Annotated in this window: 15 protein-coding genes; 8 read left to right on the top strand and 7 right to left on the bottom strand. The window is 66.4% G+C overall.

Going from position 1 to position 21,463, the window contains the following annotated elements; genetic code table 11:
* Nucleotides 1-20 precede the first annotated feature (20 nt).
* The 4 genes from VGV07_RS15785 to VGV07_RS15800 all read right to left on the bottom strand — a co-directional run bounded on the left by VGV07_RS15785 (nt 21) and on the right by VGV07_RS15800 (nt 5,796).
* A complete protein-coding gene (locus VGV07_RS15785; protein WP_326869679.1) occupies nt 21-974 on the bottom strand; it encodes an ABC transporter permease in 954 nt (317 codons plus the stop codon).
* On the bottom strand, nt 971-1,894 hold the full coding sequence (locus tag VGV07_RS15790; protein WP_326869680.1) for an ABC transporter permease: 924 nt from the start codon (nt 1,892-1,894) through the stop codon (nt 971-973). The genes VGV07_RS15785 and VGV07_RS15790 overlap by 4 nt, the downstream gene beginning before the upstream one ends.
* On the bottom strand, nt 1,891-3,735 hold the full coding sequence (locus tag VGV07_RS15795) for an ABC transporter ATP-binding protein (RefSeq protein ID WP_326869681.1): 1,845 nt from the start codon (nt 3,733-3,735) through the stop codon (nt 1,891-1,893). Before VGV07_RS15795 ends, VGV07_RS15790 begins: the two co-directional genes overlap by 4 nt.
* A 303-nt stretch (nt 3,736-4,038) precedes the next feature.
* Nucleotides 4,039-5,796, bottom strand: a complete 1,758-nt coding sequence (locus VGV07_RS15800) for an ABC transporter substrate-binding protein (RefSeq protein ID WP_326869682.1) — start codon at nt 5,794-5,796, stop codon at nt 4,039-4,041.
* 203 nt (nt 5,797-5,999) lie between these two features.
* On the opposite strand from VGV07_RS15800, the gene VGV07_RS15805 reads away from it, so the two are divergent.
* From VGV07_RS15805 to VGV07_RS15820, 4 genes are all read left to right on the top strand, one after another.
* Nucleotides 6,000-6,914, top strand: a complete 915-nt coding sequence (locus VGV07_RS15805; RefSeq protein ID WP_326869683.1) for a dihydrodipicolinate synthase family protein — start codon at nt 6,000-6,002, stop codon at nt 6,912-6,914.
* Nucleotide 6,915: 1 nt separating this feature from the next.
* Nucleotides 6,916-8,691 carry a M24 family metallopeptidase gene (locus tag VGV07_RS15810; RefSeq protein WP_326869684.1) on the top strand — a complete coding sequence of 592 codons (1,776 nt, stop codon included), beginning with the start codon at nt 6,916-6,918 and terminating at the stop codon, nt 8,689-8,691.
* A gap of 175 nt (nt 8,692-8,866) precedes the next feature.
* Nucleotides 8,867-10,789, top strand: coding sequence for a glycoside hydrolase family 127 protein (locus tag VGV07_RS15815; protein WP_326869685.1), 1,923 nt, complete (start codon nt 8,867-8,869; stop codon nt 10,787-10,789).
* A 133-nt stretch (nt 10,790-10,922) separates the two neighbouring features.
* A complete protein-coding gene (locus tag VGV07_RS15820) occupies nt 10,923-11,669 on the top strand; it encodes a GntR family transcriptional regulator (protein WP_326869693.1) in 747 nt (248 codons plus the stop codon).
* Nucleotides 11,670-11,736: 67 nt separating this feature from the next.
* Here the strand turns inward: VGV07_RS15820 and VGV07_RS15825 are convergent, their stop codons facing one another.
* Nucleotides 11,737-13,101 carry a HAMP domain-containing sensor histidine kinase gene (locus tag VGV07_RS15825; protein WP_326869686.1) on the bottom strand — a complete coding sequence of 455 codons (1,365 nt, stop codon included), beginning with the start codon at nt 13,099-13,101 and terminating at the stop codon, nt 11,737-11,739.
* Nucleotides 13,098-13,769: a response regulator transcription factor gene (locus tag VGV07_RS15830; protein ID WP_326869694.1), complete on the bottom strand. Its 672-nt coding sequence runs from the start codon at nt 13,767-13,769 to the stop codon at nt 13,098-13,100. Before VGV07_RS15830 ends, VGV07_RS15825 begins: the two co-directional genes overlap by 4 nt.
* Before the next feature lie 250 nt (nt 13,770-14,019).
* Here VGV07_RS15830 and VGV07_RS15835 point away from each other — a divergent pair, with 250 nt between their 5' ends.
* From VGV07_RS15835 to VGV07_RS15845, 3 genes are read left to right on the top strand one after another with little or no spacing between them, the layout of a single operon-like run.
* Nucleotides 14,020-15,243 carry an efflux RND transporter periplasmic adaptor subunit gene (locus tag VGV07_RS15835; RefSeq protein WP_326869687.1) on the top strand — a complete coding sequence of 408 codons (1,224 nt, stop codon included), beginning with the start codon at nt 14,020-14,022 and terminating at the stop codon, nt 15,241-15,243.
* A gap of 3 nt (nt 15,244-15,246) precedes the next feature.
* A complete protein-coding gene (locus tag VGV07_RS15840; RefSeq protein WP_326869688.1) occupies nt 15,247-18,381 on the top strand; it encodes an efflux RND transporter permease subunit in 3,135 nt (1,044 codons plus the stop codon).
* A gap of 22 nt (nt 18,382-18,403) precedes the next feature.
* Entirely contained in the window at nt 18,404-19,804 is a 1,401-nt protein-coding gene (locus VGV07_RS15845; RefSeq protein WP_326869689.1) for an efflux transporter outer membrane subunit, read from the top strand.
* A 171-nt stretch (nt 19,805-19,975) separates the two neighbouring features.
* Here the strand turns inward: VGV07_RS15845 and VGV07_RS15850 are convergent, their stop codons facing one another.
* Entirely contained in the window at nt 19,976-20,350 is a 375-nt protein-coding gene (locus VGV07_RS15850) for a c-type cytochrome domain-containing protein (protein WP_326869690.1), read from the bottom strand.
* 230 nt (nt 20,351-20,580) lie between these two features.
* On the opposite strand from VGV07_RS15850, the gene VGV07_RS15855 reads away from it, so the two are divergent.
* A complete protein-coding gene (locus VGV07_RS15855) occupies nt 20,581-21,165 on the top strand; it encodes a hypothetical protein (protein WP_326869691.1) in 585 nt (194 codons plus the stop codon).
* Nucleotides 21,166-21,463: the final 298 nt, after the last annotated feature.

Genomic DNA, 21,463 nt, shown 5'->3' on the forward strand with positions numbered 1-21,463 from the left:
TTATCTGTCAGTGTTGCCACTCACCGCACCCTGGGATCGAGCAGCACGTAGGCGATGTCGACGATGATGTTGGCGACGACGATGAACAGGCCGCCGAGCAGCACCACGCCTATGATAATGGGGCGATCCTGGTTGGCCACCGCCTGCACCGCGAGGGCGCCGACGCCTTGCAGGCCATAGACCTGTTCGATGACGATGGCGCCGCCGAGCAGCAGCGCGATATCGGCGCCGAGCTGGGTGGCGAGCGGGGTGAGGGTGGCGCGCATGCCGTGCTTCCACACCACCTTTCGCTCACTCAGCCCCTTGGCGCGGGCGGTGCGGATGTAATCCTCGCCCATCACTTCGAGCATCTGGCCGCGGGTCAGCCGCGCATAAACCGCGGCGGTGGTGAGCGCCAGCGTGGTCCAGGGCAGGATCAGGTGCCAGGCCCAGATCGCCGGATTGGGCAGGAACGGTTTGAAGCCACCGGCCGGGAACAGCATGAAGCCCGACTGCCGGGGCAGGAAATAGAACAGGTAGAGCGACATCATGCCGAGGACGAATGTCGGAAAGCTGAGGCCGATGAGGATGAAGCCCTGTCCGAGCCGGTCGCGCACTCCGCCGGGATGGCGGGCCGACATGATGCCGATGGGGATGCCGACGGCGAGCCAGACCAGCACGCCGCCGACCACCAGCGACAGGGTGGCAGGCAGGCGGTTGAAGATCAGCTTCGCCACCGGCTGCTGGTTGCGGTAGGAAAAGCCGAGGTCGCCGGTCACTGCCTTCCCCAGAAAGCTCAGATATTGCTCGTGGATCGGCCGGTCGAGGCCGAGATTGGTGCGGATCTGGATCAGCTGCGTCTCGGTCGCCTTGTCGCCCGCCACCATGCGGGCCGGATCGCCCGGGGCGACGAAGAACAGGAAGAACACGAACATGCTGAGGGTGAGGAGGATCAGCGCGCCGAACATCACCCGGCCGAGGAGATAGCGGATCATTTGGCCTTCCTCCGCACCGGGCGGCCGCGCGGATCGAGTGCGTCGCGGAGGCCATCGCCGAGGATGTTGAAGGCGAGCGTCGTGAACAGCAGGGCGAGGCCGGGGATCAGCACCAGCCAGGCGGCAACGAGGTAGAGCGAGTTGCCGGCGGCGTCGGCCAGCATGCCGCCCCAGCTCGGGGCCGGCGGCACGATGCCCATGCCGAGAAAGCTCAGCGTCGCCTCGAAGACGATGGAGCCGGGGATCATCATGGTGGTGTAGACGATGATCGGCACGCTGAGATTGGGCAGGATGTCGATGAACATGATCGAAAGCGGCCCGGCGCCGAGCGAGCGGCTGGCTTCGACGAATTCCTGCCGGCGCAGCGACATCACCTGGCCGCGGATGACCCGGCCCATGGTGGTCCAGCTGAAGAAGACGATGACGCCGATGCTGAGCGACAGGCTGGGGCCGAACACCGAGACCAGCGCCAGGGCGCAGAGCAGGAACGGCACGCTCATCACCAGGTCCATGGCGCGGCTCAGCACCGTATCGACCCAGCCGCCGAAATAGCCGGCGACCATGCCGACGGTGATGCCGATAAACGCCGCGACCACGGCGGCAAGAACGCCGACGGTGAGCGAGACCTGCGCGCCATAGGCGAGGCGTACCAGCACGTCGCGGCCGAGGTGATCGGTGCCGAACAGGAACTCGGCGTTGGGCGCCACCGGCAGGCCCATCGGCGAAAGGCCGGTATCGCGATATTGCTCGATGGCGGAATGGCCGGTCAGGGCCGAGATCCACGGTGCCGAAAGAGCGAACAGCAGCACGAAGACTATGAACAGCAGAGCGGCGATGATGGCCGGGTCGCGCCCGAGCCGGCGCAGCGTCAGCGCCAGCGAGCCGCGCTGCACCACCGCGGTGGAGACGTCGGTGCTCATGCGGCCTCCGGTACATGCGAAGCAACGAGGGTTCGCCCGCTCGCCGCGTGGCGGGGCGGGGGGCTGACGGAGGCCGCGAGCAGGGTGCGCGTATAGGGATGCTGGGGCGCGCGGTAGAGCGTTTCGGCATCGGCCAGTTCGACGATCTGGCCGGCCTGCATCACGGCGATGCGGTCGCAGACATGCCGAACCACGGCGAGATCGTGCGAGATGAAGAGATAGGTGAGGTCGAGGTCGCGCTGCAGCGATCGCATCAGGTTCAGCACCTGCGCCTGGATCGAGACATCGAGGGCGGACACCGGCTCGTCAAAGATGATCAGCGAGGGGTTGAGCGCCAGAGCGCGGGCGATGCCGATGCGCTGGCGCTGGCCGCCGGAGAATTCGGAGGGGAAGCGGTTGTAGTGCTCGGGGTTGAGGCCGACGAGTTCCATCAGCCGCTGCACTTCGCGCTTCCGCTCGGTCCCCGAGGCGAGGCCGTGGATGCGGTAGGGGTCGCCGATAATGGCGCCGACGCGCCGGCGCGGGTTCAAGGCGCCGAAGGGGTTCTGGAACACCAGTTGCACCTCGCGCCGCATCGCCTGCCAGGCGCTGGCATCGAGGCTGCCGAGGTCGCGGCCGAGCAGCGCCACCTTGCCATGGGTCATCGGGATCAGGCCGGCGAGCACGCGGGCGAAGGTGGATTTGCCGCAGCCGCTTTCGCCAACGAGGCCCAGCGTTTCGCCGCGGCGCAGTTCGAGATCGATGCCCTTCAGCACTTCGAAGCCGGCGCCGGGGTTGAACAGGCTGCCGCCACCATAGGTCAGGCGGACGCCTTCGGCTTTGACGACGATCTCGTCGATGGCCGGGGCTTTGGCGGTGCCCGAGACCCTGGCGGCGGCATCGCCGGGTGGGCCCTCCAGCCAGCAGAGCGACTGCAAGCCGTCGCTGAACACCCGCAGCGGCGGCGCCTCGGCGGTGCAGCGCGGCAGGGCGCTGGCGCAACGCGGCGCGAACACGCAACCGACCGGGGTATCGAGCAGGCTCGGTGGCCGGCCGGGGATCGGCACCAGCTCGGCGCCGGCCTCGTAATTGGCCGGCGAGGAGGCGAGCAGCCCCGCAGTGTAGGGGTGGGCCGGGGCAGCAAAGAGCGGGGCGCTCGGCCCCAGCTCCATGCGGCGGCCGGCATACATCACCATCACATGGTCGGCGATGCTGGAGAGCAGGCCCAGATCGTGGGTGATCATCACCACGGTGGTGCCGCGCTCCCGCCGCATCTCGTCGAGCAGCGCGACGATCTGCGCCTGCACCGTGACGTCGAGCGCGGTGGTGGGTTCGTCCGCGATGACCAGCGGCGGGTTGAGCACCAGCGCCATGGCGATCATCACCCGCTGCCGCATGCCGCCGGAAAACTGGTGCGGGAAACTGTCGAAGCGCCGATCGGCGTCACTGATGCCGACGCGGGCGAGGAGGTCGACGGCGCGACGGCGCGCCACTGACTTTTCCACCTTCTCATGGGCGTGGATCATCTCGGTGATCTGAGTGCCGACGGTGTAGTAGGGGTGGAGGCTCGACATCGGATCCTGGAAGATCATGCCGATGCGCGAACCGCGGATCGATTGCAACTCGGCGGGCTTCTGGCCGAGGAGGTTGCGGCCCTCGAACAGCACTTCGCCGGTTACGGTGGCATTGGGGAGGAGGCCGAGAATGGCCTGAGTGAGGACGCTCTTCCCCGATCCGGATTCGCCAGCAATGCCGAACAGTTCGCCGGCTTCGAGCACAAAGGAGACGTCGCGCACCGCGTGGATCACGCCGTCTTCAGTGGGGATATCGACGCTCAGATGCCGCGCTTCGAGAACTGCCACGCAAACTGCTCCAGACTAGGACCGGCGACCCAGGTGCGTTGGTCCAACATACCGCTCCGGCCCAGTGGCTGGCGCGGCCCTTGATTTACCCACCGGCTGTCATCCCTGCGAAAGCAGGGACCCAACTGTCCACTCGCGCGGGCTGCGAATTGGGTCCCTGCTTTCGCAGGGATGACAGCCGGTGGTGGGGGGATCACGGTGGATCAACTCAACTACGACCCCCGTAGCGCCGCTGGTGATAGCCGAAACCCCTCTTACCCTCACCCGTGGGAGGGGAAGAGGGGGAGTTCAACCAACTCCAGCCTATTGCTGCAGCCAGACGTTGGTCCAGTCGCCCTGGACGCCGATCGAGTAGGGCTGGAAGTTCTGCACCGCCGCGCCGTGATAGAGCACGATGAGGTTGGCGATCAGCGGCACCACCGGGGCATCGGCCATTACCAGCTCATCGACCTGGGCCCAGAGCGCACCGACTTCCTCGGGCGTCGTGGCGTTGATCGCCTGCTGGGCCAGCTCGTTGGCCTTGTCGTTGTTGTAGTCGGTGTAGTTGTAGGTCTGGTGCGTGCCGTCATAGCTGAACTGCGGCTGGAACACCGAGCGCGCCGAGCCGCCGGCCCAATCCGGGGTCCAGCCGACCGGAGCGATATCCCAGGTGCCTTCCTGGGTGTTCACCGGGTTGGTCATGAACTTCGAATAGTAGTCGGCCGGGGCCACCGGGGTCAGCTCGAGGGTGATGCCGGCCTTGGCCATCGAGGCCTGGATGGTCTGCGCCACGGCCGGCTCGTTGCCCTTGTTGCGGAACGGCATTTTGAGCGTGATGCCGTTGGGGAAGCCGGCTTCGGCGAGCAGCGCCTTGGCCTTTTCCGGGTCGCCCTTGGCCTCGGGCGAGGGGTAGAGATCGAACTCGTGGTAGCCGAGCACGCCGAGGCCGAAAATGCCGTTGACCGGCCTGGCGATCGACGGCCCGCCCATCTGCTGCACGATCGCGGCCTTGTCGACGGCATAGTTCAGCGCCTGGCGGACCTTCAGGTCCTTGAGCGCGCCGTTGTTGTTGCCGGAGACGGTGTTGATGAAGATGAAGTTGGTGTTGCCCGACGACACCGTCATCAGCTTTTCATCGCCCTGGGCGGTCAGCATCGAGAGGATCGCCGGCGGAATGGTGACGTCATAGGTCATGTCGCCGTCGCCCGATTGCAGCTGCTGCATGATGGCGTCGACGGTGAGGCCGAAGGTGATGTCGATCTGGTCGACATAAGCCTTGCGCAGCGGATCGCTGTCGGCCGTCCAGGCCGGGTTGCGCACCAGCTGCAGTGAGGAATCCGGGGTGTAGGCGCCCGGCGTATAGGGGCCGCTGGCAATGAAATTGCTGCGGTAATCCGGACCATCCGGCATGTAGTCGAGCACCTCGATCGGCGCCGGGGCGGAGGTGGCGAGCGACAGCATGTAGATGAAGTCGCCGGCGCGCTGCGTCAGCTTGATCACCACGGTCTCATCATCCGGCGTCTCGATGCCGGTGATGTCGTTGCCCTCGATATAGGCCTTCATCGCCACGACGGTCGGCTCGACCTTCGAAAAGCCGTCGCAGAACTCGGCCATGCCGGCAACGAGGCTCGAGTAATAGGTCAGCGCCGCCGAGCCGAGCGCCGGGTTGCACATGCGCTTGAAGCCGCGCTCAAGGTCGGCCGAGGTGATCTGGCGGGCGCCCGAGGGTGCGTTCCACTGCGCGCCCTGGCGGATCTTGAAGGTGTAGGTGAGGCCATCATCGGTCGGTTGCGGCACTTCGGTGGCGAGATCGCCCTTGGGGGTGATGCGGACTGTCTCGTCGGTGGACGCTTCGTAGGAAATCAGCTGGCGCGACACGGCGCGCAGGAAATTGTTGGTGGTGACCAAGGCTGCCGAGGTCGGGTCGAAATGGTCGAGATCCTCGGTGCCGAGGATGCGCAGCGTGCCGCCGGGCTGGGCGTCCTGAGCGAAACTGGGCAGGCTCGACAGGGCAGTGGCAACGAGGCCGGCGAGCGCCAGCCGCGGCAGCAGACTGCGGCGTTTCGGGGTGGTATGCGCCATGGGTTCCCTCCTGAATGGACGAGCGGACGCCGACGGCAACCGCTCCGGTGATGCGATAGTCGACAGTCTGTACGCAGCTTGTCAATAGTAATGTCGACAGCTTGCCGACAGTCGCGTTTCCGCCTATGAGATTGGCAAAGCCGGATGCCCGTTTGCGTCCGAAACGACGAGTGCGGCCGTAGCCCGCGAGACAAGGATCTGAAATGCAGAAGAGCGATTTCCGCGGCGTGTTCCCGGCGATCACCACCAAGATGACTGATGATCAGGAGGTCGATATCGCGGCCGTGCGGGCCGATGTTGCCTACCAGATCGAATCCGGCGTCGACGGCGTCATCGTCTGCGGCTCGCTCGGCGAGGCCTCGAGCCTGACGCGCGAGGAAAAGCTCGCCATCGCCAAGGCGGCGATTGCCGAAGCGGCGGGGCGGAAGCCGATCCTCCTCACCATTGCGGAAGATTCCACCCGGGCCGGTGCGGCGCTAGCTGCGGAGGCCGAAGCCATCGGCATCGAGGGGCTGATGGTGCTGCCGGCGATGCGCTATCTCGCCGACGATCGCGAAGTGGTGGCGCATTACCGCGCCATCGCCGCTGCCTCGGGCCTGCCGATCATCATCTACAACAACCCGATCGCCTACGGCATCAACGTCACCGAAGCGATGCTCAAGGAGATGGCGGACGAGCCGAAATTCGTCGCCATCAAGGAATCGACCGGCGACACCCGCCGCATCAACGAGACGCTCAGGGCGGTGGGCGATCGCTACCAGCTCCTGACCGGGGTCGACGACCTGGCGCTCGAAAGCCTGATCCTCGGTTGCTCGGGCTGGATCGCCGGGCTGGTGGTAGCATTCCCGCGCGAGACGGTGGCCATCTACAAGCTGGCGGAAGCGGGGCGCATTCCCGAGGCGCTTGAGATCTACCGCTGGTTCCTGCCGCTGCTCAGCATGGATATCGGGCCCAAGTTCGTCCAGAACATCAAGCTGGTCGAGGCCATCGTCCGCGGCACCTCGCCGGTGACCCGCGCGCCGCGCCTGCCGCTGGTCGGGGCCGAAGAGGCACGGGTGCGCGCCATCACCGAGGCCGGCCTGAAGAGCCGGCCGGATCTGAGCAAGTACGGCTTCTGAGATGAACCGGCTCGAAGCGCTCCGGGCCCATCTCGGGGCCCTGGGTATCGACGGGGTGATCGTGCCGCGCTTCGATGCCCACCAGGGTGAATATTGCGCGCCGCATGACGAGCGGCTGCGCTATCTCACCGGCTTCACCGGCTCGGCGGGCATCGCGCTGGTCACCGCCGACAGGGCGGTGATCTTCGTCGATGGCCGCTACCAGGTGCAGGTGCGCCAGGAAGTCGATCTCGAGGCGTTCGAGATCTCGCATTTCTATGATTTTCCGCTGGAGCGCTGGCTGGGCGAAAAACTGCCACGAGGAAAACGCATCGGTTTCAATCCGATGCTGATCCCGTCGGACCTGCACCAGCGGCTGGTAGCGGCGATGGGGCAGGCGGGTGGCGAACTGGTGCCGCTCGAGGCCGATCCGATCGATGCGATCTGGCCGGACCAGCCGGAGCCGCCGACCGCGCGGATCAGCAGTTTCGCCAATGCCGGCGAGACGGCTTTGTCGAAGCGTCGCCGCATCGGGGCGCGGCTCAGTGAACTCGGGGCGGATTTCCTGGTCGAGACGCAGCCCGACAATATCGCCTGGCTGCTCAATGTGCGTGGCGCAGATGTCAAATACACGCCGTTGCCGCAATCGTTCCTGCTGCTCGACAAGAGCGGGGAAACCGAGTGGTTCGTCGATGAGCAGAAGCTCCCCAACGATCGCGAGGCCTATGAGCTCGAAGCGGTGGCGACCCGTTCCCCGGCCGACCTGCTCGCCGGCATTGCGGCGCGCTCCAATGGCAAGCGGGCGCTGGTCGATCCGCGCTTCGCCTCGGTGGCAGCTGCGATCGCCGTGACCGGGGCAGGGGGCACGGTGCTCTCGGAAACCAGCCCGATCACTATTGCCAAGGCGATCAAGAACAGCACCGAGCTCGCGGGGTTCCGGTCGTCGCATGTCAGCGACGGCGTGGCGCTCACCGAGTTCCTGAGCTGGCTCGCCGACAACGTCGCGGCCCGCGAGGCGGCCGGCAAGCCGATCACCGAGCTCGAAGCCGAGGACAAGCTGCTGGAGTTCCGTTCGCGGGGCGAGGGTTTCGTCGAGCCGAGCTTCCGCTCGATCTCGGCCTCGGCGGCCAATGCGGCGATGTGCCATTATGCTTCGAGCAAAGCGACCAATGCGGCCCTGACCACCAGCGGCGTCTACCTGATCGATTCCGGCGGGCAATATCTCACCGGCACCACCGACGTCACCCGCACCACGGCCTTCGCCCCGGTCTCCGATGAGGTGCGCCGCACCTATACCGCGGTGCTCAAGGGCTTTGTGGCGCTGATGACGGCGCAGTTCCCGGTGACGGCGCGCGGGCACCATCTCGATGCGCTGGCCAGGCGTCCGCTCTGGGATCTCGGCCTCGATTACGACCACGGCACCGGGCACGGGGTCGGGCACTTCCTCTCGGTGCACGAACACCCGCAGCGCTTCGGCAAGGTGGTGAACAATTACGAGTTCGCGCCCGGTGTGATCATGACCATCGAGCCGGGCTACTACCGCGAAGGCGAGTTCGGCCTCAGGGTCGAGAACCAGGTGGAGACAGTTGCAGCGGCCCCCGGGTTCCTGCGCTTCGAGACGCTGACGCTGGCGCCGATCGATCTGGCATTGGCGGATGTCGGGAAGCTGACGCGCGACGAGGTGGCGTGGCTCGATGGCTATCATGCGCGGGTGCGTGAGGCGCTGTCGGGGCGGTTGTCGCCGTCGGCGCAGGGCTGGCTCGAGCGGATGACGGCGGCGATTGCGGTGATCGATTGAAGTCCACCGGAGCGTCCTGCCCCTCACCCCGACCCTCTCCCCAGCGGGGAGAGGGGGCGATGTGGAGCTGCCGGTGCAAAGTGCGTCCCCTCTCCCCGCTGGGGAGAGGGTCAGGGTGAGGGGCAGAACCTCTCAGTCGCAGTGCGAGCAGCCCAACCCCTCGAAAGCCCACTCCATGACCGACCTCTCCAACCCACCTCGCCTCGATCGCTACACCCCGGTCGATCATGCCAAGGTCGATTTCTCCGGCGGGTTCTGGGAGAGCTGGAGCGCGACGGTGAGAGAAGTCAGCGTGCCGACGCAGCATCGGCGGCTCGACGAGGAGGGTTTTCTCGAAGTCCTCAACTTCCACCTGCCGCCGGCGCCGCTGGTCCGCCCGATCCAGCCGAGCGGGCTCTCGATGCAGCATTTCTTCGACAGCGATTTCGGCAAGTGGATCGAGGCGGCGAGCTATACGCTGAAGGCCCACCCCAACCCCGAGCTGGAAGACAAGATCGACGAGATCGTCGAGCAGTTGGCCAAGGGGCAGATGGCCGATGGCTACCTGAACTCCTGGTTCGCCAGGCGCGAGCCGGAGAAGCGCTGGACCAACCTGCGCGACCTGCACGAAATGTATTCGATGGGGCATCTGCTCGAAGGCGCCGTGGCCTATTTCGAGGCGACCGGCAAGCGGCGCTTCCTCGAGGTGATGCTTCGGGCGGTCGACCACATCATCGACACCTTCGGGGCTGAGCCCGGGAAACTCCGCGGCTATGACGCGCATGAGGAAATCGAGATTGCGCTGATCAAGCTCTATGGCGTGACCAGCGATCCGCGACATCTCGAGCTCGCCACCTTCTTCGTCAACGAGCGGGGCCAGCAGCCCTCCTATTACGACGAAGAAGCGCGTCGGCGCGGCAGCGACCCCAGGGACTACATCTTCAAGGATTATTCCTACAGCCAGGCCCACATGCCGGTGCGCGAGCAGACCCAGGTGGTGGGCCATGCGGTGCGCGCCATGTACCTGTTCTCGGCGATGGCCGATGTCGCGGCCGAAACCGGCGACCTCTCGCTGTTCGCTGCCGCCGACCGGCTGTTCGACAACCTCACCGGGCGCCAGCTCTATGTCACCGGCGGGTTGGGGCCGGCGCATGCCAATGAAGGGTTCACGCGGGAATACGACCTGCCCAACGCTAGCGCCTATGCCGAAACCTGCGCCGCAGTGGCGCTGGCGTTCTGGGGCCATCGCATGGCGCAGATCGAGCTCGACGGGCGCTTTACCGACCATGTCGAACTGGTGCTGTTCAACGGCGCGCTGTCGGGTATTTCGCGCGATGGCGAGCACTATTTCTACGAGAACGTGCTGGAGAGCCACGGCGATAACAGGCGCTGGAAGTGGCACTACTGCCCGTGCTGCCCAACCAATATTGCCCGGCTGATCGCCTCGCTCGGCAGCTATTTCTACACCACCAAGCCGGACGAACTGGCCGTGCACCTCTATGGCGCCAACACCGCCGAGGCGGTGCTGGGCGATACCGTGGTCAAGCTCCGCCAGGAGACGCGCTATCCTTGGGATGGCGACATCCGGCTCGGCGTTTCGCCGGCGATGCCGAAGCGCTTTGCGCTCAGGCTGCGGGTGCCGGGTTGGTGCCGCGAGGCGAAGCTCAGCGTCAACGGCGCCTTCGCGCCGGTGGAGGTCACGAAGGGCTATGCCACCATCGAGCGGGAGTGGCGGGCCGGCGACGAGGTGCGGATCGGCTTCGCCATGCCGGTCGAGCGGCTCTACGCCAACCCCGAGGTGACCGAGGATGCCGGGCGGGTGGCGCTGAAGCGCGGGCCGGTGGTCTATTGCCTCGAAGAGATCGATAACGGCTTTGCACCGCAGCGGCTACGGCTGGCGCCCGGAGCGGCGATCGAGACGGCGTATGATCCGGGGCTGCTGGGCGGCGCGGTGACGCTCAGCGGCAGCGCGGTCAAAGCCAGCGATGCCGGCTGGGGCGGGGCGCTGTATCGTACGGCGCCGTCGGCTCTGGAGCCGGTGCGGTTCAAGGCGATCCCCTATCATCTTTGGGCCAATCGCGCGCCAGGCGGCATGCTGGTATGGCTGCTGGAAGCGTAGAAATTGGTCCGCGCCGGTCGCTGTGTTTGCTCCCCTCAAGGGGAGGGGAGCAGGCCGGAAGCTGCCGTTGCAATCGGCGGCGGAACCGGTTCTCTAGCGCTCGGTGCAATTCAGGAGAATCGTCGTGGCTGCAATGCGCGGGGCGACAAAGGTCAAGGCAGCGGCGGGCAAGACCGCGGCGCCGAGCGGCGACGAGCCGGTGCGGGTGCGCGGGCAGGGGGCGCAGACGGTCTATGAGAAGCTGCGCCAGTCGATCCTCGACCTGACGCTGGAGCCGGGCAGCCCGCTCGACGAGGTGGGCCTGTCGGTGCAGTTCGACATGTCGCGCACGCCGATCCGCGAAGCACTGGTGCGGCTGTCGGCCGAGGGGCTGGTGACGACGCTGCCCAACCGCAGCACCATCGTCTCGTCGATCGATTTCGTGCAACTGCCGATCTATTTCGAGGCGCTGACCCTGATGTATCGGGTCACCACCCGGGGCGCCGCGGTGCATCGGCGCGACAGCGACATGGTGGCCATCCGACGGCTGCAGGCGGCCTATGCCGAGGCGGTGCAGCAGCGCGACGCGCTGAAGATGATCCAGTCCAACCGCGATTTCCACGTCGCCATCGCCGCGGCCGGCGGCAACAGCTATTTCACCGGGCTGTTCACCCGGCTGCTGGACGAGGGCCGGCGGATCCTCAGGCTCTACTACCAGAGCTTCGACGACACGCTGCCGCGGCAATATGTGGATGAGCACGAGGCAATGGTGGCGGCGGTGGCTGCCGGGGATGCGGAGCTGGCGGATAAGCTCGCCGCCGGGCACGCGGCGCAGATCGTACGGCAGATCCAGAGCTATATTGCGCGGGACACGACCTCGCATATCAGTCTGGCTTCGTAAGGGGCACCGGCCTCTCCGTGGTCCTCCCCCGCCACGCGGGGGAGGATTACCGACTGCGTTATCAGTGCTAGCCCTCGACCAATGGCAGCAGCATCGAGAATCTCGCCCCGCCGGTGGGGGATTCCGTCACCGCGACCCGCCCCTTGTGGCGCTGGACGATCGAGGCGACGAGGTTCAGCCCTAACCCGGCGCCGGTGGCGAGCGGCTTGATGCGGTAGAACGGCTCGAAGATGCGTTCGCGGTCGGCCGGGGCGATGCCGGGGCCGTCGTCCATCACCGAGATGGCGCCGGTGGGGCTGACCTCGACGATGATCTGGCCGTGGTTGGCGCCATGGACAATGGCGTTCTGCACCACATTGGCGAGAGCCCGGGTGAGGCTGCCTTCGTCGCCTTTGACCAGTACCGGCGCCTCCGGGGCGTCGAGCGCCAGTTCGTAGCCGGCATTGAGGGCGAGCGGGGCGAGGTCGCTGACGACATTGCCGGCAAGCTCCACCAGGTCGAGCGGCTGCATGGCGGTTTCGCCCAGGTCCATGCGCTGCAGGTCGAGCAACTGGTCGGCGAGACTCGACAGCCGAGCCACATCCATCAGCAGCCGGGCTTTTTCAGGGAAGGGCTCGGCGGTTTCCAGCCGGGTCTGGAGGATGGCGATCGGGGTGCGCAGCTCATGGGCGGAATCGGCAAGGAAGCGTTCGCGCTGGGCATAGGCCTTGTCGAGGCGGGCGAGGCCGCCATTGACCGCGTCGACCAGGGCGCGGACTTCGTGCGGCACGTTCTCGGTGGGCAACTGCGTGCCGCGGGCATCAATGTCGATCAGCTCAGCCTGTTCGGCCGCCTGCTTCAGGCCGCGCAACTCGCGACGGATGACGCGCGGGATGATGATGGCGGCGGCGATGGCGGTGATGGCGAGCAACGCCAGGCTGAACAGGGCCCAGAACCCGGCGACGAACGATACGACGCCGATGGTCCGCCCGCCGCCCGACGCCACCATGACATCGCCGATCTGGCTGCGGTGCCGCTCGAGCTGCAGCGCGTCGACCGGAGATCCGGCGCGTGGGCGCACATCGACCGAGGCGAACTCCCACAGCGCCGTATCCAACTCATCGTAGAACACTGGAATCTTGCCGTATGACACCTTGGTGCCCGCCTCGGTCGAGGCGAGGAACCAGACCCCGGGCTTGTCGGCGATCAGTGCCTTGAGCTTGGGGGTCATCTCCACCTCGGCGCCACCGTCGGCGGTGGGGCGGATCGCTTCGGCAAACGTCTCGGGGTTGCCCGGATCGAGCGGCGGCGCGTCGATGAAGCGGAGTGCCGGGTAGATGCCGAGCGGAAATACCACCAGCGCGAAGAACAGCAGCAGCGCCACCGCCTGCACCTGGATCATGCGGCGGGTGAGGCGGCGTTCGAGGCGGATTGGTCTCGGTTCGCGGATCATGATTGCCTGAGGAGGTAACCGACGCCGCGCACCGGGTGGATTTCCACCGTGCTGCCGGCCTCGGCGAGCTTGCGGCGAAGCCGCGAGATATGGGCTTCGAGCGAGTTGGACTGGATCTCGTCGTCGGAGCCGTAGACATCCTCTTCGAGTACGGCGCGGCGCACGGTGCGGCCGGAGCGGCGCATCAGGCTTTCGAGCACCAGGTACTCGCGGCGCGGCAGGTCGACCTTGTCGCCACTAACGAAGACATCGCCGTGGTTGAGATCGAGCGACAGGTTGCCCATCGCCAGCGGCGCGGTTTCCACCTGGCTGGGCCGACGCAGCACGGCGCGCAGCCGCGCCACCAGCTCGTCGACCACGAAGGGTTTGGCGAGGTAATCGTCGGCGCCGAGGTTCAGCCCTTCGATGCGGTGGTTGGCGCCGCCCATGGCCGAGAGCACGACGATAGGGGTGTGCGGGCGGCGTTTGCGGATATGGGCGATCAGCGAGGCGCCGTCGCCATCGCCGAGCTGGCGATCGAGGATGATGAGATCATGCGCCACCGTCTCGATTGCCTCGATGGCGTATTCGATCGAGGGTACGTGATCGGTGACGAAATCGTGCTTCTCCAGCGCGGCGCGCAGCAGCGCCGCCATGTCGGGCTCATCTTCCACCAGCAATAGCCGCATCGGCACCTCCTTCGTCGTCATCGCCGATCAAGCTTGCCGAAAGCTTGCGCCGGGCGACAACAAGTAGTTGCGCCGGGCGACAACAAGCAGTTGCGCCGTGCCGGGTGCACCACGCAACCGACCCATGCGTGCCGCGCCGGGGCTGCGCAAGGTTCATGCAAGCTTGGCGGCAGACAAGCCATCGCTCGCAATGCCCCGGGTCGCTCCAGGGCGGCGAGACGTTTGGACCCATCTACCTGAGGACTGCGCCATGGACGAGCCCGCAATCCAGCCGACTCCGAAGCCCGAATGGGCGCTGAGCCGCCGCGAACTGAAGAAACGGGCGCTGCTGGCAGCCGGTATCCAGCCGGCGCGCTTCCCCTGGGCTTGGGCCGGCGCCGCCATAGTGGTGGTCGGCCTCGCGGTGTTCGTGTTGCCGCCGATGCTGGCGCCGCAGGCCTCGACGCCGGCCGAAACCGCCACACCGGCCGCGGATGTGGTGAAGCGGCTGCTGACGATCGACGTCGCCACGGCGGCTCCCACGACGCTGGCCGAAACGCTCAAAGCAACGGGTTCGCTGATGCCGCGGCGCTCGATTGCCATTGCCTCGCAGGTCAACGGCACGCTCAAAAGCGTCGAGGCGCGCATCGGCGACAGCGTCAAGGCCGGTGACGTGCTGGCGACGGTCGATGTCGAGACCTCGCAAATCCAGCTCAGCCAGCAGCGCAGCACTGCGGCAGCCACCCGGGCTCAGCTGGCGCAGGCCGAGAACCAGCTCGAGCGCACCCTGCGGCTTGCAGATAGTGGTCTCACCCCCAGCGCGACGGTCGAATCCGAGAAAGCCTCGATCGAAGCGCTGAAGGCCAACCTCGCGGCGCTCGAAGCGCAGGTGGCGGCGGCGGAACTGGTGATCCGCAACGCCACCATCACTGCGCCGTTCGACGGCATCGTCGCGGCGCGTTCGATCGAACCGGGCCAGTTGATCACCTCGGGCGCCGCCTTGTTCGACCTCGTCGATCTCTCGATGATGGAAATGACCGCCTATGTGCCGGTGAGCGCCAGTCCGCAACTCAAGCCGGGGCAGGGCGTAACCCTCTCCGTCGAGGGACTGCCGGGCCAGAGTTTTGCCGCGACGGTCGAGGGCGTCAGCCCGGTCGCGGCCAAGGGCACCCGCACCGTGCCGGTGCTGATCTCGGTGCCCAACCCCGAAGGCAAGCTCCGTGGCGGCATGTTCGCCTCGGGCAGCATCGTCATCGAAGAGACGAAGGGGGCGTTTGCCGTGCCCGACGCGGCTGTGCGCGAGGATGCCGAAGGGCGCTATGTGCTGCGGATCGCCGATGGCGCGCTGCTGCGCCAGCCGGTCGAGGTCAAGCGCCAGTGGGCCTCGAGCCGGATGACCGAACTCGCCTCGGGCCTCGCGGCCGGCGAAAGCTATGTCTCTGGCCGGCTCGACGACCTCAAGCCCGGCATGCGCGTCACCGTGGTGGAGAACTGAGCCATGTTCCTCACCAAAATCAGCGTCCGCCACCCGGTTTTCGCCACCATGGTCATGGTGGCGCTGCTGGTGTTCGGCCTCTACTCCTACTCGCGGCTCTCCATCGAGCAGATGCCCAATATCGACCTGCCGGTCGTCGCGGTGGTGGTGAGCTATCCCGGCGCCTCGGCACAATCGGTCGAGAACGACATCATCAAGCCGATCGAAGACGCGGTGAACTCGATCAGCGGCATCGATACGCTGCAATCGATCGCGCAGCAGAACGCCGCGATGATCATCATGATGTTCGACATGGAGGTGAGCTCGGTCGACGCGGTGCAGGAGGTGCGCGACAAGATCGCCGGCATCGAAGCGAACCTGCCCGATAATGCCGACAAGCCGCGCGTGCTGCGGTTCGATCCCAACGCCATGCCGATCATGTCGCTGGCCATCCGCTCCGACGCGCTCAGCTCGCGCGAGCTGACGCAGCTGGCCGATGACGTGGTGGTCAATCGGCTGCGCAACATCCCCGGCGTCGGCAGCGCCGATCTCGTCGGCGGGGTGCCGGCGCAACTCGACGTGCTGGTCGATCCCGACCGGCTCGACGGGTTCGGCGTCAGCATGTCCGAGGTGATCGCGGCGATCCGCCAGAACAATCTCGACCTGCCGGCCGGCACCATCACGGAGGGCGCGGTGTCGCGCGCCATCCAGGTCGAAGGCCGGCTCGAGGATGTCGAGGATTTCCGCAACATGATCGTTTCCCGTACCGGCGGCCAGGCGGTGCGGCTGGGCGATGTCGCGACCATCACCCAGGGGCAGGGCGACGAGGAGAGCCTCGCCTTCATCAATGGCGAGCGGGCGCTGGCGATCAACATCATCAAGGTGCAGGGCGCCAACACGGTGGGCGTCGCCAAGGCCGTGCACCAGGAGCTCGAGCGGCTTCAGGAACGCGAGCTGCCCGAGAATGTCAGCATCGACGTGGTGGCCGACAATGCGGTTCCGGTCGAGCAATCCTTCCACACGGTGCAGAACATGATCGTCGAAGGCGCGGTGCTCGCCGTGCTGATCGTCTTTCTGTTCCTCAACTCGTGGCGCTCGACCGTCATTACCGCGCTGACCCTGCCGATCTCGATCATCGGCACGATGACGGTATTGTTCGCGCTCGGCTTCACGCTCAACATGATGACGCTGATGGCGCTGTCGCTGTCGGTCGGCATCCTGATCGACGACGCCATCGTGGTGCGCGAGAACATCATGCGGCACCTGCATATGGGCAAGAACCACGTGCAGGCGGCGCTCGATGGCACCAACGAGATCGGCCTCGCCGTGCTGGCGACGACCCTGTCGATCGTCGCGGTGTTCCTCCCCGTCGCCTTCATGGACGGCATCATGGGGCGGTTCTTCCTGCAGTTCGGCGTCACCGTGTCGGTGGCAGTGCTGATCTCGCTGTTCGTCGCCTTCACGCTCGACCCGATGATGTCGTCGGTCTGGCACGACCCGGATTCCGAGCCGGGCGCCAAACGCGGCCCGCTCGGCCGGGCGGTGGCGAAGTTCGACCACTTTTTCGAGTGGTGCGCCGGCGGCTATCGGGCGCTGCTGCGCTGGTGCCTGAGGCACCGGGTGACGACGCTCGCCACTGCCGTAGCGCTGTTCTTTGCAAGCTTCGCGCTGGTACCGCTGGTCGGCTTCGAGGTGACGCCGGCCACCGACAACAGCGAATTCCAGGTCGAGGTGGAGACGCCGCAGGGCTCCTCGCTCGAGTATACCGGCCAGAAAGTGCGGCAGGTCGAAGCGCTGCTCCGCACGCTGCCCGAAGTGAAGCGCACCTATGCCACCGTCGCCGGCGGGCAGGGCGTCCCGAGCTCCAATGCCGGCACCGTCGTCGTCACCATGGTGCCGCCGGGCGAACGGAAGCTGATGCCGCATGAAATGACGGCGCCGGTTCGAGATCTTCTCGCCCAGGTGCCCGGCGTGAAGACCATTGTCGGCGTCTCCAGTGGTTTCGGCAGCCTGAGCAAGCCCATCCAGGTCACCGCCTATGGCGACAGTTTTGCCGTGCTGGGCGATCTCACCGACCAGCTGGCGGCAAAGCTGGCGCAGATCCCCGGCCTGACCGATATCGAGACGTCGCTCGATGCGGCGCAGCCGATCGTCAGCATCCGGGTCAATCGCGAGCTCGCCAGCGAAGCCGGCATCTCGCTGCAGCAGGTCGGCGCGGTGCTGCAGCCGATGCTGTCAGGTGAAGAGGTCAGCGAATGGACGTCGCCGGCCGAGGAAACCTACAAGCTGGTGGTGCGGTTGCCGGAAGGCGAGCGCAACAGCGTCGAGCTCCTCTCCAACCTGCCGATCAGCCGCAATGACAGCTCGGTGATCCGGCTCGGCGACATTGCCGATATCGAGACCTCGACCGGCCCGGCCGAGATCAACCGGCAGGACCTGTCGCGGCAGGTGACGGTCGATGCCAATCTGAGCGGCGCCAACATTGGCGACGTGATGCCCAGGATCCAGGCGGCGATCGACGCGATCGAGATGCCGGCGGGTTACCGGATGTCGATGGGCGGCGATGCCGAACAGCTGGGCGAGATCGGCTCGTCCGCCGGCTCGGCGCTGCTGCTCGCGGTGGTGTTCATCTACCTGGTGCTGGCCAGCCAGTTCGGCAGTTTCGTGCAGCCGATCGCCATCATGATGGCGTTGCCGCTGTCGCTGATCGGCGTCCTGGTGGGGCTGCTGGTCGGCGGCTCGACGCTCAACATGATGTCGATGATCGGCTTCATCATGCTGATGGGCCTCGTGGTGAAAAACGCGATCCTCCTCGTCGACAATGCCAACCAGCATGTGCGCGAAGGCTGGAACCTCTACGAGGCGCTGGTCGAGGCCGGGGGCACCCGCTTCCGCCCGATCATCATGACGACGCTGGCCATGGTGTTCGGCATGCTGCCCCTGGCGCTGAGCCTGCATGAAGGTTCGAGCCAGAACGCCCCGATGGCCCACGCGGTGATCGGCGGGCTGATCAGCTCGACGCTGCTGACGCTGGTCGTCGTTCCCGTGATGCTGACCTACACCGACTCGTTGAGCGGACTGGTCAAGCGTGTGCTGCGTCGGCGCGAGCCGGCGCAGCATCACCCAACGCCTGAGGCGGCCGAGGTCGCCCCGCACTGATCCGATAACCCAAGGACTTGATATGATCACCGCATCGGCTTTGCGGGCGCCTGCCGGGCGCCCCGCGAGACTCCTCGTTGCTGCCGGCATGGCGGCGCTGCTCGCCGGCTGCTCCTCGCTCGCCTACCACAAGCCTGAGATGGCGGTACCGACGACGTTCAAGGCCGCGCCCAAGGCAGCCTCGGTCGACAACAGCAAGACGGCGTGGTGGACGGCGTTCCGCGACCAGCGGCTGAGCCGGCTGATCGATCGCGGGCTCAGCCAGAACCTCTCGATCGCCCAGGCGGTGGAACGGATCAACGAGGCCAATGCCGGAATGATCGCCGTCGGCGCCACGGTGCTGCCCTCGGCCTCGGGCAGCGTCGCCGGCCGCGAAAGCGGCGGCTCGGGTGCGTCGAGTTCGTCGGTCACCTATGGCGCGACTGCGTCGTGGATGCTCGACCTGTTCGGGCAATATGGCAACTCGCGCCGGGCCGCCGAGGCCAATCTCGACAGCGCCTATCTCTCGGCCGATACGGCGCGGCTGACCTTCCTGTCGGAACTCACCAACGCTTATATCGACCTGCGCTACTATCAGGAATCGCTGGCACTTACGCGCTCGAGCCTCTCCACCCGCCAGCAGACGCTGGAGCTGACGCAGTCGCTGCTCACCAACGGCGCCGGCTCGCAGCTCGACGTGCTGCAGGCGCAGAGTGCGCTCGATGCCGCCTCGCTGCAGCTGCCGAGCCAGGAGCTGGGGTTCGTGCGCAGCCTCAACCGGCTGGCGACATTGACGGCGCAGTCGACGAGCGCCATCGAAAAGGACCTGATCAAGGGCGCGCCGCAGCCTTGGCCGCGGGCCAAGGTGAATGCCGGCGTTCCGGCCGACCTGATCCGGCAGCGGCCGGACATCCAGGCGGCCGAGCGGGCGCTGCTGGCGGCGACGGCCAATGCCGGGATCGCAGAAGCGCAGATGTATCCGTCGATCACGCTGAGCGGCAATATCCAGCTGGCGGCGCTGGCCGGCGGCAACAGCACCAGCTGGGGGTTCGGGCCGACGCTCAACCTGCCATTCCTCGATGGCGGACGGGCCAGGGCCAACCACCAGGCGGCGTTGTCGAAAGTGAATCAGGCTTATCTCAGCTGGCAGAGCGCGGTGCGCGGCGCCATCGAGGAGACCGAGAACGCGCTCGCCGCCGTTCGCCGCGACGGCCGCAGCATCGACGCGGCGACCAAGGTCTCCGACAGTGCGCAGCGGCAGCTCGAACTGGCGCGAAAGAGCTACCAGGAAGGGCAGGGGCAGATACTCGATGTACTCAACGCCGAGCGCAGCCTGTTTGACGCCAAGGCGCAACTGGCGACCTCGACGCGGCAATATGCGAGCAATTATGTGGCGCTGAACGTGGCGATCGGCGGCGGGATCGGGGCGTTGGCGGGGAAGTAGGTCGTCTCTTTGAAGTGACGATCAACGGCAGCAGACGGCCCCCTCCCATCCTCCCCCATAAAGGGGGAGGTGCCCCGCCGATGCGTCGGGCGCGATCGAGCCACAAACTCCTCTTCACCGCCCCCTTTATGGGGGAGGCCGGGTGGGGGCCGTCTCTATCAGTCGGCGCCTCTACCGTTCCGGCATCCCCGCCTCCACCCAGCGCACGAACAGTGCGATTTCGTCATCCGCCAGCGGGTAGCTCAGGAACGGCATGCGTGGGCTGCTGATCCCCTTGAGGCGCCGGATCAGTTCGCTGCCTTCGGGGTCGCCCGGCAGCAGCACCGGGCCATCCGTGCTGCCGGCAAGCGCCAGGGCGTAGCTATCGAGGCGCAGGCCTTTCCCGGCGCCCTGGGCGGAATGACACATGACGCAATGCCTGGTGACGATCGGGTTTATGTCGGCCCAGGTTGGCGGCGTGCCGACGACCGCTTCAGCGGCCAGCGCCGCCGCGCCGAGGCAGGTGAAAAGTAGTGCGGAAAGACTCTGCTGTGTGATGGCGACCAAGGTCAGTATCCGGTCATAGCGAGCCAGTCATTCTGGCTCATGGATGCTAACATATCTGTAGACGATATGCGCGATGTGCCTTGTGCGACCCGCCAATCGTTTTTGCAAGTACTAGAAATCACCAAGGAATGTCGCGCGAGCTGTTACTGGCTGGGGCCGTTCTCGGCGTGATATGTTGCATCCGCAGCCGCCGGCCGCCCGCCTGCGGCGCCTGTCTCTGGGAGGATCAGATGAAAGGACTCGCTTTACTCGCACTGGCCGCTTCGCTTTGCCCGGTGGTGGCGGTCGCCGCCGATGTCAACCTCGACGACATGCGCAAGGCCATCGACAAGTACAAGGACGTGCAGGTGGCGCTGGCCGATGGCTACATCACGCCGGACAACCATTGCGTCTCGGCTGCCAACTCCGGCTTGCCGGCCGAGCTTGGGGCCATGGGCATTCACTACATCCATCCAGCACTGCTGGAGATTACCGGCACCGATCCGCGGGTCGACGGCAAAGGCACCTATACCGACTGGATGAAGCCCTCGGTGCTGATCTACGAGCCGCAGGCCGACGGCTCGCTCGAACTGGTGGCGGTGGAGAACCTGGTGTTCCAGGCGGCCTGGGATGCCGCGGGCAAGACCGAACAACTGGTGCTCAACGGGCGCGCCTGGGACCACATGGCCGACGACCCGGCGACAGCCGGCGACGAGGCGCATGGCTTCACGCCGCATTACGACCAGCATGTCTGGCTCTATCGGGCCAACCCGATGGGCGACCTGATGCCGTTCAACCCGGCCGTGACCTGCGAGCACGCGGAACATAAGATGTAGGAACGGCGTAGACCGGCAGTCGATCTGCTCCCCTCCCCCTTGAGGGGAGGGGTTGGGGGTGGGGATGGTTCTGTGATCACCGATGGACCCCCACCCCCCACCCTCCCCCTCAAGGGCAGGGCGATCGCATATGAAGAGCCACCGATCTCTCAGTGGTCCTCCACCGCGCAGCGGGGGAGGGGGACCAGCGGAGCTGGTGGAGGGGGCGACCACAAACACCGGCGCCTCCGGCCGCCCCCTCCACCGCCTTCGGCGGTCCCCCTCCCCCGTTGCACGGGGGAGGACCACTGAGAGTCCC

Origin of the sequence: Devosia sp. (genome assembly GCF_035944845.1) — a bacterium.
Classification (GTDB): Bacteria; Pseudomonadota; Alphaproteobacteria; order Rhizobiales; family Devosiaceae; genus Devosia_A.

What these genes read in the sequence shown, in the direction of transcription:
- VGV07_RS15785 (WP_326869679.1), bottom strand. Translation starts at nt 974, where the DNA reads ATGATCCGCTATCTCCTCGGCCGGGTGATGTTCGGCGCGCTGATCCTC.
- VGV07_RS15790 (WP_326869680.1), bottom strand. Translation starts at nt 1,894, where the DNA reads ATGAGCACCGACGTCTCCACCGCGGTGGTGCAGCGCGGCTCGCTGGCG.
- VGV07_RS15800 (WP_326869682.1), bottom strand. Translation starts at nt 5,796, where the DNA reads ATGGCGCATACCACCCCGAAACGCCGCAGTCTGCTGCCGCGGCTGGCG.
- VGV07_RS15805 (WP_326869683.1), top strand. Translation starts at nt 6,000, where the DNA reads ATGCAGAAGAGCGATTTCCGCGGCGTGTTCCCGGCGATCACCACCAAG.
- VGV07_RS15810 (WP_326869684.1), top strand. Translation starts at nt 6,916, where the DNA reads ATGAACCGGCTCGAAGCGCTCCGGGCCCATCTCGGGGCCCTGGGTATC.
- VGV07_RS15815 (WP_326869685.1), top strand. Translation starts at nt 8,867, where the DNA reads ATGACCGACCTCTCCAACCCACCTCGCCTCGATCGCTACACCCCGGTC.
- VGV07_RS15820 (WP_326869693.1), top strand. Translation starts at nt 10,923, where the DNA reads ATGCGCGGGGCGACAAAGGTCAAGGCAGCGGCGGGCAAGACCGCGGCG.
- VGV07_RS15825 (WP_326869686.1), bottom strand. Translation starts at nt 13,101, where the DNA reads ATGATCCGCGAACCGAGACCAATCCGCCTCGAACGCCGCCTCACCCGC.
- VGV07_RS15830 (WP_326869694.1), bottom strand. Translation starts at nt 13,769, where the DNA reads ATGCGGCTATTGCTGGTGGAAGATGAGCCCGACATGGCGGCGCTGCTG.
- VGV07_RS15835 (WP_326869687.1), top strand. Translation starts at nt 14,020, where the DNA reads ATGGACGAGCCCGCAATCCAGCCGACTCCGAAGCCCGAATGGGCGCTG.
- VGV07_RS15840 (WP_326869688.1), top strand. Translation starts at nt 15,247, where the DNA reads ATGTTCCTCACCAAAATCAGCGTCCGCCACCCGGTTTTCGCCACCATG.
- VGV07_RS15845 (WP_326869689.1), top strand. Translation starts at nt 18,404, where the DNA reads ATGATCACCGCATCGGCTTTGCGGGCGCCTGCCGGGCGCCCCGCGAGA.
- VGV07_RS15855 (WP_326869691.1), top strand. Translation starts at nt 20,581, where the DNA reads ATGAAAGGACTCGCTTTACTCGCACTGGCCGCTTCGCTTTGCCCGGTG.